Source organism: Actimicrobium sp. CCI2.3, from assembly GCF_035019065.1.
Taxonomy (GTDB): Bacteria; Pseudomonadota; Gammaproteobacteria; order Burkholderiales; family Burkholderiaceae_D; genus Actimicrobium.
Map to the genome: position 1 here is coordinate 48784 of NZ_JASJWR010000020.1, position 14139 is coordinate 62922.

9 protein-coding genes are annotated in these 14139 nt (G+C 57.7%); 5 read left to right on the forward strand and 4 right to left on the reverse strand.

Going from position 1 to position 14139, the window contains the following annotated elements:
• Window positions 1–2: 2 nt before the first annotated feature.
• The 3 genes from QN370_RS12385 to QN370_RS12395 form a co-directional block, all read right to left on the reverse strand.
• Window positions 3–824, reverse strand: a complete 822-nt coding sequence (locus QN370_RS12385; protein WP_322127776.1) for an efflux RND transporter periplasmic adaptor subunit — start codon at window positions 822–824, stop codon at window positions 3–5.
• Window positions 821–2356, reverse strand: coding sequence for a TolC family protein (locus tag QN370_RS12390; protein ID WP_322127775.1), 1536 nt, complete (start codon window positions 2354–2356; stop codon window positions 821–823). The genes QN370_RS12385 and QN370_RS12390 overlap by 4 nt, the downstream gene beginning before the upstream one ends.
• A gap of 133 nt (window positions 2357–2489) precedes the next feature.
• Window positions 2490–3257, reverse strand: coding sequence for a sulfite exporter TauE/SafE family protein (locus QN370_RS12395; RefSeq protein ID WP_322127774.1), 768 nt, complete (start codon window positions 3255–3257; stop codon window positions 2490–2492).
• Window positions 3258–3545: 288 nt separating this feature from the next.
• Between QN370_RS12395 and dctP the strand changes: the two genes are divergently transcribed.
• The 4 genes from dctP to QN370_RS12415 all read left to right on the forward strand — a co-directional run bounded on the left by dctP (window position 3546) and on the right by QN370_RS12415 (window position 8614).
• A complete protein-coding gene (gene dctP / locus QN370_RS12400) occupies window positions 3546–4565 on the forward strand; it encodes a TRAP transporter substrate-binding protein DctP (protein WP_322127773.1) in 1020 nt (339 codons plus the stop codon).
• A complete protein-coding gene (locus QN370_RS12405; protein WP_322127772.1) occupies window positions 4562–5125 on the forward strand; it encodes a TRAP transporter small permease in 564 nt (187 codons plus the stop codon). Before dctP ends, QN370_RS12405 begins: the two co-directional genes overlap by 4 nt.
• Entirely contained in the window at window positions 5122–6471 is a 1350-nt protein-coding gene (locus QN370_RS12410) for a TRAP transporter large permease (RefSeq protein ID WP_322127771.1), read from the forward strand. The genes QN370_RS12405 and QN370_RS12410 overlap by 4 nt, the downstream gene beginning before the upstream one ends.
• 262 nt (window positions 6472–6733) lie before the next feature.
• On the forward strand, window positions 6734–8614 hold the full coding sequence (locus QN370_RS12415) for a potassium transporter Kup (protein WP_322127770.1): 1881 nt from the start codon (window positions 6734–6736) through the stop codon (window positions 8612–8614).
• Window positions 8615–8758: 144 nt separating this feature from the next.
• Here the strand turns inward: QN370_RS12415 and QN370_RS12420 are convergent, their stop codons facing one another.
• A complete protein-coding gene (locus QN370_RS12420; RefSeq protein WP_322129149.1) occupies window positions 8759–12391 on the reverse strand; it encodes a hydantoinase B/oxoprolinase family protein in 3633 nt (1210 codons plus the stop codon).
• A 473-nt stretch (window positions 12392–12864) separates the two neighbouring features.
• Here QN370_RS12420 and QN370_RS12425 point away from each other — a divergent pair, with 473 nt between their 5' ends.
• Window positions 12865–14133 carry an ABC transporter substrate-binding protein gene (locus QN370_RS12425; RefSeq protein WP_322127769.1) on the forward strand — a complete coding sequence of 423 codons (1269 nt, stop codon included), beginning with the start codon at window positions 12865–12867 and terminating at the stop codon, window positions 14131–14133.
• The last annotated feature ends 6 nt before the right edge of the window (window positions 14134–14139 follow it).

Here is a 14139-nt window from a genome sequence, read left to right on the forward strand (position 1 = left end):
CCTCACTTGCCGGCCGGCGGCGTCAGCGCGACCCGTCCGCTCATGCCGGTGATCAGTTCCGGGAATTGGCCGTCGATGGCCGCGACCAGTTTGACCGACTGGCTGACCGGATCGACCCGCGCACCGACACGCTGCACCCTGGCCGGATAGCTCTTGCGGGTTTCGTCGATGCTGACCTGAAACGCCGTGCCGGGCTTGATCCACGCCAGCCATTTGCTGGGCACCAGGAATTCGATCTCCAGCACGCTGTCGTCGATGATGTCCATGATGGCCTGGCCGGGCTGGACGTATTGCTGCTCCTGCACCTTGCGCTCGGCTACGCGGCCGGAAAACGGCGCACTGATGCTGCACTTGCCGAGCATGGTTTGCATGTAGGCGACATCGGCGCGGTTTTTCAGGACTTCGGCTTCGGACAGATTCAGCTCGACCTTGCCGATCGAATTGAGTTCGGCTAGCCGCTTGTTGGCGACCCAGCTTTGATCGGCGGCAGCGAGCGCGGCTTTGGCCTTGTTCAGTTGCGCCTGTTGCAGCGAGCAATCGAAGGTGATCAGTTGCTGGCCGGCCTTGAAGCGGCCGCCATCCTGCACCGGCAGGCGATTGATCTTGGCACCGATTTCTGCGGCCAGCGAGGTGAAGCGGTGCGGTGTCAGTTGCGCGCGGATTTCCTGCTGCTCCGGCGCTGGCTTGACGGCAACCGCCAAGGGTGCTGCCTTGACCGGCGCGGCTTGCGCCATCACGGCTGCCGGACTGCGCGGTGCATCGGCTGATTGCGCCATCGTCGTTGCGAGTGCAGCCAGCGCCACCACGATGTGGCGCGCGGTCATGGCTTTGCGGTTCCGGCCAGTTCGCCATCGGACCACTGCTTGAGTGCGGCACCGACTTCGCCGGTGAGTTGCGCTAGCGGCGTGGTCTGCACATCACCGATGGCCGGTTCCATGCCGAGCGTGGCTTGCAGGCGGCTGGCGGCGGCATTCAATTGCGCCAGCGTCTGATAGCGGCGCAGCTGGCTGAGGATGGCGGCGGTGTCGTTCGAGACGGCGTCGAGCTTGCTCTGGGTTTGCACGCTGGCGCGGTTGGCGACATGCTGCTTGATGCGGTCGTCGACGCTCCAGATCGTGTCGGCACGCTGGTACTGGCGCACCGCGCTGGCGTACTGCAAGCGGGCTACGTGCATCTGCGTGAGCACCGCCATTTGTGTGGTCACACGACGCTGGTCGGCCAGCGCGATGCCGGCTTCGGCCAGCCGCATTTGTGCCGGTGCACTGAACAGGTTGAACAGGTTGAACGACAACTGCAGACCGGCTTCATTCCAGTGGTTGTTGATCATGTACTTGTCGGAGTCGTAGCGCAGCGAGTCATTGAAGCTCAGGTTCGGGAACAGCCGCACCAGCGTCTTGCGCGTCTCGATGCTGGCAATGCGCACGTTGTAGTTTTGTTCGCGCAGATCGGCGTTCTGGGCCAGCGCAGTGTCTTCCATCGCGGTGACGGACCAGCTCAACATCTGTTGATTCATCAGGTCGGTCGGTTCGATGACAGTGAGTTCGCTGTCGAGCGGTGCATTGATCAGGCCGGCCAGATCAATGCGGGCAGTCGACAGTTCCTGATCGATCGCTTCGAGCTGACGCAGGTTGTCAAGCAACTGGCGCTGGAAGCGCAGCGCATCGATTGGCGAGCGCAGTCGTTCGCTTTCCGCCTGACGCGAATCGACCAGTGCCGATTCGGCCAGCGTGATCGTAGCGGTGATATCGCCGCGGAGTTTCTGGGCGCTGGCAGTGCGCCAGAACGCGGTACGGACATCCTGGATCAGGATGTGCATGGCCTTGCGTCTGCGTTCGGTAGCGATCAGGATGCGGTCGGCATTTTGCTGCGCGCCGTAGTAGCTGAGGCCAAAATCGAGCAGGCTCCAGGTCAGGCCAAGGTCGGCATTGCTGTGATTGCGTTCGCTCGAGATGGCCGGATTGGCCAGCGACGGGGCACCGGTGACCGAATCGATCGAGCGGGTGACCAGGTCCTGATTACGGCTGCGATAACCGGCCGAAGCCACCAGTTTGGGCAGCATGTCGAACTTGCCGGCTTCAAACGTGTTCAGCGCCAGCGCCTCTTCCATCATCCGTGCGCGGCGCTCGAGGTTGTACTTGAGGGCGCGGGCAATGGCTTCTTCGAGGCTCAGTGCGGCAGTGATCGGTGGCACGTCGCGCCGGGCGGTGGCGCGATCGGCTTCGGCTTGCTGCTTCAGGTCGGCGCTGGACAGTGCCACCGGCGTGATGCTTGCGCAGCCGGTAAGTACCATCGCTCCCAGCAAAACAGTCAATTGAAAAGTGGTGCGCAAAGCAAAACGGGCAGAGGAGACGGACATGGCAATTCCGAAAGTGAGTGACGATCAGCACTTTACCTTCAAGAAATGAATTAAACAAATAATTTATTAGTTTACTGAATTTGCCATTTAAGTTGTTTTTAAATTCTTATCGAAAGTCTTTTTAAATTAATGGTTAAAGTTGAAAATACGTCTTCCAGAAAAAATAGGCTGTCATGCCGACCGCCACGACGATGACGATGGACCGGATCACCCGAGGCGATGCCTTGCGCGCCAGTCGTGCGCCGATATAACCGCCGATGACCGCGCCGCCGCACATCACCAGCGCCCAGTGCCAGACGATGGCGCCGGCAATCGCAAACGGGATCACTGCGATGCCGTTCATGCAGGAGGTCAGCAAGGTCTTCAGTCCATTCATCTGATGGATACGGGTAAAGCCGATTTGCCCGAGCAAGGCCAGTGTCGCAATGCCGACGCCGGCCCCGAAATAGCCACCGTAAATCCCCAGAAAAAATTGTGCCGGCATGGCCCAGCGCGGCAGGATCATCACGTCCGGTTGCGCGCCGTGACGGCGTGACAGCATGGGTCCGAGGATGAACAGCAAGGTCGCCGCCAGCAGCAGGAACGGCACCGCCTTGTTGAAGGCGACTTCCGGCGTCCACAGCACCAGCAGCGCGCCGATGATGCTGCCCAGTCCGCTCGACACCACCAGACGCAAATTGACTGCGCTGGTCTGGCGCAATTCTTCGCGATAACCATGCGCACTGGCTGCCGTGCCCAGCCACATTGCCGTGTTGTTGGTGGCATTGGCGGCGATCCCGGGCATGCCGGTCAGCAGCAGGGCCGGGAAGGTCAGGAACGAACCGCCGCCGGCGACCGCATTGATGCCACCGGCCAGCATCGCCACGCTGAACAGGGTCAGGCCTGTGGTCAGCGTCGTCATGGTTGGCACCGCACAGAAAGATTGCTGCCGCGCGCGCATTTGGGCCATTGATGGTGGTTGTACCGTATTGCCGTGCGGGGTAATTTTTGGCAGACTTCGGGCAAACACAAATTGCAATATTTGGCTGAATTGTTGATAGTTTTGATAATTTCACCATGACATGGTTTGACTACCAACGAGTATACGGCAGTTTTTTCTTGACATTGCATACGATAAATATATTCTTGTATGCATCAAAAGAGTAGTCATCGCCAACATAGGCACTCACCATCCCATTGAGGAGACATCATGTTTTCAAGTACGCGCAGAACATTACTGGGCGCAATCGCGGCCAGCCCTTTATTTTCCATCCCTTCCGCCTGGGCGCAAACCACGGTTTTCAAAATTTCACATCAGTTTCCTGGTGGTACTGCCACCGAAGGTGATTTCCGTGATCGCCTGTGCCGCCAGTTCGCGACCGAAGTCGAGAAGCGCAGCAAGGGCAGCCTGAAATTCGAGATCTACCCGGGTTCGTCATTGATGAAAACCAATGCGCAGTTTTCGTCGATGCGCAAGGGGGCGCTTGACCTGTCGCTGGTGCCGCTGTCGTATGCCGGTGGTGAAATGCCGGAAGTCAATATCGGCCTGATGCCAGGTCTGGTGACTTCCTACGAGCAAGGCTACGGTTGGAAAAATGCCGAAGTCGGCCGCGAACTCAATCGCCTGTTGCTCGACAAAGGCATTGTCGTCGTCAGCTGGATCTGGCAAGCCGGTGGCGTCGCTTCCCGCACGATCCCGATCATTGAACCGGAAGATGCAAAAGGCCTGAAAATCCGTGGCGGTTCGCGCGAGATGGACCTGATCCTCAAAGCAGCTGGCGCGGCCGTGGTGTCGCTGCCGTCGAATGAAATTTACGCTGCGATGCAGACCGGCGCGATGGACGCCGCACTGACCTCCTCGACTTCGCTGATTTCGTTTCGCCTCGAAGAAGTCTCGAAGAGCCTGACCACCGGTCGCGGCAAGGCTTACTGGTTCATGTTTGAACCGCTGATGATGTCGAAAGTTGTTTTCGACAAGTTGAGCAAGGACCAGCAAGCCATCATCATGGCCGTCGGTGGCGAGCTGGAAACGCTGGCGCGCAAGTCGGCGCAAGCCGATGATTCGCTGGTGGCTGCGGTCTATCAGAAAGCCGGCGCAAAGGTGGTGGACCTGAGCGAGGCCACGGTCAAGAAATGGCAAAACATCGCCCGCACGACCGCCTGGAAAGATTACGCCGAGCGCAATGCCAATTGCGCCAATCTGCTCAAGCTGGCGGAGAAAACTCTGTGAGTCACGGCTTTGAACTGGAGCCGGCGAAAGGGCCGGCAATTCCCGATCATCCGTTGGTGGCAAAGCTGTCGAAGGCGCTCGATGCGTTCAATCAGGGTTTGCTGATGCTGTCGATGGGGGCGTTGATCCTCACTGCGCTGGTGCTGACGTATTCGGTGGTGTCGCGCTATTTTTTCAAGTTGCCGACCGACTGGCAGGATGAAGCGTCGGTCTTCATGCTGGTTGGTGTCACGTTCTTTTGTTGCGCGTATGTGCAAGCGCTGCGCGGTCACATCGGCATCGAAGCCTTGGCGTCCATCCTGTCGCCACGCGTCAATGCGGCGCGGATGATGTTTGTCGATGTGCTGTCACTGCTGTTCTGTGTGTTCTTTTCGTGGAAGTCGTGGTCGCTGTTTCATGAAGCTTACACCGAGGGCTTCACGACCAGTTCGACCTTTGCACCACCGTTGTGGATTCCGTACGGGATGATGGCGTTTGGCATGAGCTTGTTGTCGGTACAAATTGCAATGCAGGTACTGGTGCGTATCACCAATAAATCGGACAAGCGGAGCGCAGCATGAGTGAATTAACCCTGGGCCTGATGTATGGCGTGGCCACGCTGGTCGTGATGTTTTCCGGAATGCCGATTGCGTTTGCGCTGGGTATTGTGGCAGTGAGCTTCATGTATTTTTTCATGCCGGCATCGTCGCTCGATACGGTCACGCAAAACGTCTATGAAGAGATGGCGTCGATCACGTTGCTGTCGATTCCGCTGTTCATTCTGAAGGGGGCGGCGATCGGCAAATCACCTGCCGGTAAAGACCTGTATTCGGCCATCCACACCTGGCTGCACAAGGTGCCGGGCGGACTGGGAATTGCCAACGTGTTTGCCTGCGCGCTGTTTGCCGCGATGGCCGGTTCGTCGCCAGCGACCTGTTCGGCCATCGGCTCGGCCGGGATTCCGGAAATGCGCCGGCGCGGTTACTCGCCCGGCTTTGCCGCCGGCATCATCGCCGCCGGTGGCACGCTGGGTATTCTGTTGCCACCGTCGATCACGATGATCTTGTACGCGGTCGCCGCCGAGCAATCGCTGGGCCGGTTATTCCTCGCCGGGATCGGACCGGGCGTGTTGCTGGTCGGGCTGTTCTCGGGTTATGCGGTCTATCGTGCACGCAAGGAATACCGGCTTGCCCATGCCGCCTTTCTGAATAATGGTACGGCGTCGGCTTACCTCGAAGTCGAACATTTCACGCTGGCACAAAAAGTCGAAATGCTACCGCGCGTGTTGCCGTTCATCGTGCTGTTGCTGGGTGTGATGGTGGCGCTGTACGGTGGATATGCAACGCCGTCCGAGACCGCCGGTCTCGGTGCGATGCTGGCACTGGTGCTGATCGCGATTGTCTACGGCATCTGGAAGCCGCGCGACCTCGCGCCCATCCTCAGTTCGACCATCAAGGAATCGTCGATGCTGCTGCTTATCATCGGCATGTCGCTGCTGTACTCGTATGTGATGAGTTATCTGCACATCAGTCAGTCAGCGGCGCAATGGGTGGTGGCGATGGCTTTGTCGAAGTGGGTGCTGCTGTCGGTGATCTTGCTGATGGTGATTGTGTTCGGCTTTTTCCTGCCACCGGTCTCGATCATCCTGATGACCGCACCGATCATCTTGCCGCCGCTGAAAGCTGCCGGTTTCGACTTGATCTGGTTTGGCGTCGTGATGACCATCGTGATGGAAATGGGACTGATTCATCCGCCGGTTGGGTTGAATATTTTCGTCATCAAGAATATCGCACCGGATATTCCGCTCAAGGATGTGATCGTCGGCGTGATGCCGTTCGTTGGCCTGATGTTTGTCGCCGTGATCCTGCTATGCGTGTTCCCGGGCATCGCCACTGAATTGCCGGCAATGCTGATGGGCGCGAAATAGTCGCAGCAGTCAAAGCGCGTCCGGGAGTGACACTGTCGTTCCCATGACGCGCGAGTCGGTGCGCAATCCGGCAGCAGCGTTCGGGAGAGCGCTGTTTGCCAAAGGATAGGGATCGTATTTGCAGGGCGATCGCACGGTAATAGCGAAAAGGTGACGGGCTGTTGCGGGTCGCTGATTCTGTTATCAAAATGCTGGCCGAACAGTGCTACGATTCGCATCCCGAATGGATGTACACCGTCCCGAATAACGTTACCGGCTCTCAATGACGACCTCGACCTCTTCCAAAAATCTCGCTGGCCTGACACTGGGCGCTATTGGCGTCGTCTACGGCGACATCGGCACCAGTCCCCTGTATGCACTGAAAGAAGTATTTTCCGGCAGTCACGGTGTGCCACTCAACCACGCCAATCTGTTCGGCATCGTATCGCTGATCGTCTGGGGCCTGACCATCATCGTTTCGCTCAAGTACGTGACATTGATCCTGCGCGCCGACAACCGTGGCGAGGGCGGCATCATGGCACTGATGGCGCTGGCCTTGTCATCGGTCACCAACAAGTCGGCCTGGTACCGCCCGTTGACGATTGTCGGCTTGCTGGGTGCGGCACTGTTTTATGGCGATAGCGTCATTACTCCGGCCATCTCGGTGTTGTCGGCATTTGAAGGACTGGAGCTGGCTACGCCGGCGTTCAAGGCCTATGTGGTGCCGTTGACCGTGGTCGTGCTGGTCGCACTGTACCTGGTGCAATACAAGGGTTCGGCCGGCATCGGCAAGTGGTTTGGTATCGTGATGCTGGTCTGGTTTGCGGCGCTGGCGACGATGGGTGTGATCAATATCGCCCGGGTACCGCAGGTCTTGCTGGCACTCAATCCGATGTATGCGCTGGCCTTCCTGGTCGGCAATCCCTGGATGGCGTTCATTGCGCTGGGTGCGATCGTGCTGGCGTTCACCGGTGCCGAAGCGCTGTATGCCGACATGGGGCACTTTGGTCGACGGCCGATCCGGCTGGCCTGGGCGCTGATCGTCTTTCCGGCACTGGCGCTGAATTATCTCGGGCAGGGCGGCTTGCTGCTGGCGAATCCGGAGATGATTACCAATCCGTTCTACAGCCAGCTAGGTGCCTGGAGTATTTATCCGCTGGTTATCCTGTCAACGATGGCCACCGTGATCGCGTCGCAAGCGACCATTTCCGGTACGTTCTCGATGACCCAGCAAGCGATCTCGCTGGGGTTCTTGCCGCGCATGCGGGTTGACCATACGTCCGAGCGTGAGATTGGCCAGATTTACATTCCGACCGCCAACTGGATACAGCTGGTGGTGGTCATCCTGGCCGTGGTCGGTTTCGGTTCCTCGACTAACCTCGCTGCGGCGTACGGCATTGCAGTGACGGCGACGATGACGACGACCACCATCCTGACCTTCTTCGTCGTGCGCTATGCATGGCGCTACAATTTCTGGATCTGCATTTTGGCGACCGGATTTTTCTTTGTTATTGACAGCGCGTTCTTCTCGGCCAACTTGCTCAAGGTTGCGCATGGCGGCTGGTTTCCGCTGGTGCTCGGGGCAATCATGTTCACGACCATGATGACCTGGAAGCGTGGTCGGCAGTTGGTGTTTGATAATCTGCTGAAGCACGCGATTCCGCTAGAACAGTTCCTGATCTCCCTGTTCATGAGTCCGCCAACGCGGGTACCCGGCACCGCCATTTTTCTGCGCGGTGAAGGCGATGGCGTACCGCACGCGATGCTGCACAATCTGGCTCACAACAAGGTACTGCACGAACAGGTGTTGTTCCTGACTATCCATAATCGTCACATCCCGCGCGTACCGGAAGCGGAACGGGTCGTGGTGCAGCCGTTGGGTCATGATTGTTATCAGGTCAATGTCAGTTACGGCTTCAAGGACGACCGCGACATTCCTGCTGCGCTGCAGGCTTGCCAGCATCTTGGCGTCGAACTCGACATGATGGAAACCTCGTTCTTCATTTCTCGTCAGACCGTGATTCCGACGGTGGGTAATGGCGGCATGGCGCTATGGCGCGAAAGACTGTTTGCGACGATGTCGCGCAATGCGCGTGATGCGGCAGACTATTACCGGATTCCGAGCAATCGCGTGATTGAATTGGGGACGCAGGTCGAGATTTGAGGTTGATTTTTTCTCTTGCATGTCGCGAGAGTTGCCGGTTGCGTGCGACCGGTAGCGGTGCACCATGCACGCCAAGTCCTCTGCCACTCAAAAAAAACCGCTCGCCCTCGCCAGGAACGAGCGGTTTTCAATTGGCGACGCCGGTCAATCGGCCTTGCCAAATCCCCCGCCACCCGGCGTTTCAATGACGAATACGTCACCGGGTTCCATCTCGGTACTGGCAACAAAGCCCAGTTCTTCGGTGCTGCCATCGCACCGCATTACGTAGTTTTTTCCGCACTCACCGTCACCACCACCGCCCGCGCCGAACGGTGCAACAAGGCGATTATTCGACAGGATGGACGCACTCATTTTTTCCAGAAAGCGGATTTTGCGCGTCCCGCCATTGCCGCCGTGCCATTTGCCGATGCCGCCTGAATGGGGCCGGATTTCATAGCTTTCAAGTCGCACCGGATAGCGCCACTCGAGAATTTCCGGATCGGTCAGGCGCGAGTTGGTCATGTGGGTCTGCACGACATCGGTACCATCGAAACCGTTGCCGGCACCCGAACCACCGGCGATGGTCTCGTAATACTGGTGCTCGTCATTGCCGAACGTGAAGTTGTTCATCGTTCCCGGGGACGAGGCCAGCACGCCGAGTGCGCCATACAAGGCATTGGTGATGCAACTGGAGGTTTCGACGTTACCCGACACCACCGCCGCCGGATAATGCGGGTTGAGCATGGAGCCCGCCGGGATGATGACATTGAGCGGCTTGAGACAACCGGCATTGAGCGGGATGTCATCGTCGGTCAGCGTGCGGAACACATACAGCACGGCGGCCATGCAGATCGCGCTGGGTGCATTGAAGTTGTTGTCGAGTTGTGGCGAGGTGCCGGTGAAATCAATGTCGGCGCTGCGTGTGGCCTGATCAACCCGGATCGCGACCTGGATGACTGCGCCATTGTCGAGCCGGTAGGTAGTGCTCGAATCCTTCAGTGCCGTGATGACGCGCCTTACTGCTTCCTCGGCATTGTCCTGGACATGCTGCATGTAGGCCTGCACGACGCCGAGTCCGAAGTGCGCGACCATCTTCAGCAGTTCGTCCACGCCTTTCTGGTTGGCCGCGATCTGGGCTTGCAGATCGGCGATGTTTTGCGGGATATTGCGCGCCGGATAGCGGCCCGATCCGAGCAGGGTGATGGTCTCGGCTTCGAGGAACTGGCCGTGACGCACCAGCTGGAAATTGTTGATCAGCACGCCTTCTTCTTCGACCACCTTGCTGTTGGCCGGCATCGATCCCGGCGTGATGCCGCCAATATCGGCATGGTGGCCGCGCGAGCCGACATAGAACAGGATGCGTTCACCGGCGGCATCGAAGGCGGGCGTGATGACGGTGATGTCGGGCAAATGCGTGCCGCCGTGATACGGATCATTGAGCATGAACACATCGCCCCGGCGCATCTTGCCCGCGTTCTCGCGCATGATGGTCTTGATGCTCTCGCCCATCGATCCAAGGTGGACTGGAATATGTGGTGCGTTTGCAATCAGGTTGCCGTCGGCGTCGAACAGGGCGCACGAAAAGTCCAGTCGCTCCTTGATGTTGACCGAGAACGCGGTGTTTTGCAGCCGCAAGCCCATCTGTTCGGCAATGCTCATGAACAGGTTATTGAATACTTCGAGCATGACCGGATCGGCACTCGTGCCGATCGCCTTGCGCTGAACCCGTTCTTGCACGCGGTTCATGACCAGGTGATTCAAGGGGGTGACTTCGGCCACCCAGCCCGGTTCGACGACGTTGGTCGCATTTTTTTCAGCGATGATGGCCGGCCCGCGAACGACGTCGCCGGGACGCATGTCTTCGCGCAAGTACAAACCGGTTTCATGCCAGGCTCCCGCTGAGAATACCCGCACCGTGTCGCGCGCCATTAACTTGCCGGCACGTTGCGGCAACTGTTCGATCAGTTCGATGCCCTCTTGCGATTTGCCAATCGCTTCGACTGAAATGGCTTCGATAACCAGTTGTTTGCCGGGCATCAGGAACGAGTAACGCTGCTGATAGGCGCTGTTGAATTGCGCAATCATGTCGTCAATCCCGGCGTACGGCACGATGATGACCGAGTCGGTCCCGTCATAGCGCAGGTGGATGCGCTCAATGACCTGTATGCGTTCGGCGGCGACCCCTTGCGCGAGCAGGTCATCGCGACCCGACTGTGCCAGCAGGTGCAGTTTCGCTTCGACGGTTTCGGTGATGGAGGCCGACAGAGGCAACTCCATCGCTTGCTCGCGCATGGCCGTCTGGTCAGCCAGTCCCATTCCGTAGGCCGACAAGACCCCGGCAAACGGGTGGGCAAAGACCCGTGTCATGCCAAGCGCGTCGGCGACCAGGCAGGCATGCTGGCCACCCGCACCGCCGAATGTGCTCAGTGTGTAGTCGGTGACGTCATGACCGCGCTGCACGGAAATGAATTTGATGGCATTGGCCATGTTGCCGACCGCGATGTCGATGAAGCCTTCGGCCACTTCTTCGGGAGTGCGGCGATTGCCTGTCTTGCTGAAAATGAGATCGGCCATCTCGGTAAATTTTTGTACGACGGCGGCGCGGTCGAGCGGCGCATTGGCGTGCGGACCGAACACCGCCGGAAAATAATTTGGCTGGATTTTTCCGACCATCACATTGCAGTCGGTCACCGCGAGGGGGCCGCCGCGCCGGTAACTGGCCGGCCCCGGATTGGCCCCGGCGCTGTCGGGACCAACCCGATAACGCGAGCCATCGAAATGCAGGATGGATCCGCCACCCGCAGCCACCGTGTGAATGCTCATCATCGGTGCCCGCATGCGCACACCGGCCACCTGGGTTTCAAATTCGCGTTCAAACTCGCCGGCGTAGTGCGACACGTCCGTCGAGGTGCCGCCCATATCAAAGCCAATGATCTTGTCGAAACCGGCGGTCTTGGCGGTGCCGACCATGCCGACGATGCCGCCTGCCGGTCCCGACAGGATCGAATCCTTGCCCTGGAACCGGTGTGCATCGGTCAGCCCGCCATTGCTTTGCATGAACAGTAACCGTACGCCATTCATCTGGCCTGCAACCTGGTCGACATAACGCCGCAGGATAGGCGACAGATACGCATCGACCACCGTCGTATCGCCACGCGAGACCAGTTTCATCAGCGGACTAACCTGGTGCGACACCGAGATTTGCGTGAAGCCAGCCGTCTCGGCAAGGCGGGCCAGTGTCGCTTCATGCTGCGTGTAGCGGTAGCCATGCATCAGCACGATGGCAACCGAGCGGATTCCGCTGGCAAACAGTTGCTGCAGATCGTGTTCTGCCTGCGCGATATCGAGCGGCGTGATGACCTCACCCTGCGCACTGACGCGCTCATCGATCTCGATGACCGGCTGATACAGCAGTTCCGGCAAAACGATATGCCGGTCAAACAGGCGAGGGCGGTTTTGATACGCAATGCGCAGTGCATCGCGAAATCCTCGCGTGATCAGCAAGGCGGTCGGATCACCTTTGCGTTCCAGCAGAGCATTGGTCGCCACCGTGGTTCCCATTTTTACTGCGCCAACAAGTTGTGGCGAAATGACAGCATCCGAAGTCATTCCCAGCAGCAGTTTGATACCTGCAACGGCAGCATCAGGATATTGCTCCGGGTTTTCCGATAGAAGTTTGTGGGTAAGCAGTGTGCCGTTCGGTTGTCTTGCGACGATATCGGTAAAGGTGCCGCCGCGGTCAATCCAGAACTGCCATCGTTGATCCCGCGTGCCGGTGGTGCTGTTGTTTTGGTCCATCACGTATGTTTCCTTCCTGAAAAATGGAGATTGAATTGCCGTGTCGATCGTGAATAATTTGTAATCTTCTAGTTGTCTTGTAATTGAATAGTAATATAATTTGCCAGCAAAACATCGACAAAAAGTTTTTAAAATAAAAATGGCCGGATCAGTTTCACTTTTTATTTGCAGGTTTCATCGACAGTCATCGGCAAAAAATCGTCGGTGACATCGAGAGCGCAGTCACAAATTGCATTACCAGAATGGATGAAATGGACGGCTTGCCTTCGCCAAAAGCGGACGCCCCGTTTTTTCATGGCAAGAGACAACGCGTGTCGTTCACCTAAACGTACCGCCGATGGTCTTCTTCGGACTGGCTGGTTTCTTAACGCATCGAATCCATCCTGCTCATGTTCATGATCATGCTCATTTTCATGTTCATGTTCATGGCGGGCATATCTGATTAGCAGCACTACCAAGAGGAGCATCTCACCATGTTTATCAAAACCATGTTCACTCGCCTCATGCAGGCGGGGGCAGCGATGGCACTTAGTGTATCGGCCTATGCCCAGCAAGAAGTCCGGATCGGCGTCATTTATCCGCTCACCGGTGCGGCTGCGTCGTCCGGTGCCGAAATGAAAAGCGCGCTGGAACTGGCCGCCGATATCATCAACAACGGTGCCAAGTCCGTTCCTTTGCTACCGTTTTCTGCCGGGGGTGGCTTGCCCAATCTCAAGGGGGCGAAAATCAAACTGGTATTTGCCGACCATCAGGGCAATCCGCAGGTTGGCGCAACCGAAACCGAGCGCCTGATCACGCAGGAAAAAGTCGTCGCCATCGTCGGCGCCTATTTCAGCAACGTCACGGCAACGTCAAGCCAGGTTGCCGAGCGCTACAAGATTCCGTTTGTTAATCCTGAATCGTCATCGGCGTCACTGACACAGCGCAACTTCAAGTGGTTCTTCCGCACCACTGCACATGATGATTTGTTCGTGCACAACTTCTTCGATTTCTTCAAGGAACTGGAAGCCAAAAAAGACATCAAGGTCAAGAAACTGGCGGCATTCAATGAAAACACGTTGTGGGGCAATGAAACCACCAAGCTGGAAGTCAAGCTCGCTGGTGAGCGAGGCTATGACCTGAGCAAGACGATTGCGTATCCGGCCAAGAGCACGCAACTGACGTCCGAAGTGCAATTGCTCAAGGCTGCCGCACCCCAGGTGGTGATGCAGTCGTCGTACCTGGGGGACGCGATCATGGCGATGAAAACCTACAAGGAACTGGATTTTTCACCGGACATGATTCTTGCCAATAACGCTGGATTTACCGACACCGAGTTCATCCGGACGCTGGGCAAGGATGCCGATTACGTCATTACACGTGATGTCTGGGCACTCGACCTGGCCAGGAAAAATCCGTTGATCAAGCAGGTCAATGATCTGTTTTTGGAGCGAAACAAGATCAACTTCACCGGCAATTCCTCCCGTACTTTTACCGGCTTGATGACGCTGGCCGACGCGATCAACCGTGCTGGCTCGACCGAGCCGGAGGCGATCCGTAAAGCGTTGACGCAAACCGATATCCCCGGCAACAAGATCATCATGCCGTGGAAGGGCATCAAGTTCGATGACAAGGGCCAGAACATTTACGGCTCCGGCATTCTCGTGCAGATCATCGATGGCAAGTACAACACGATCTGGCCGTTCGATCTGGCCACCCGTGATGTCGTATGGCCTATGCCGAAATGGGACCAGCGAAAGTAACGCCCT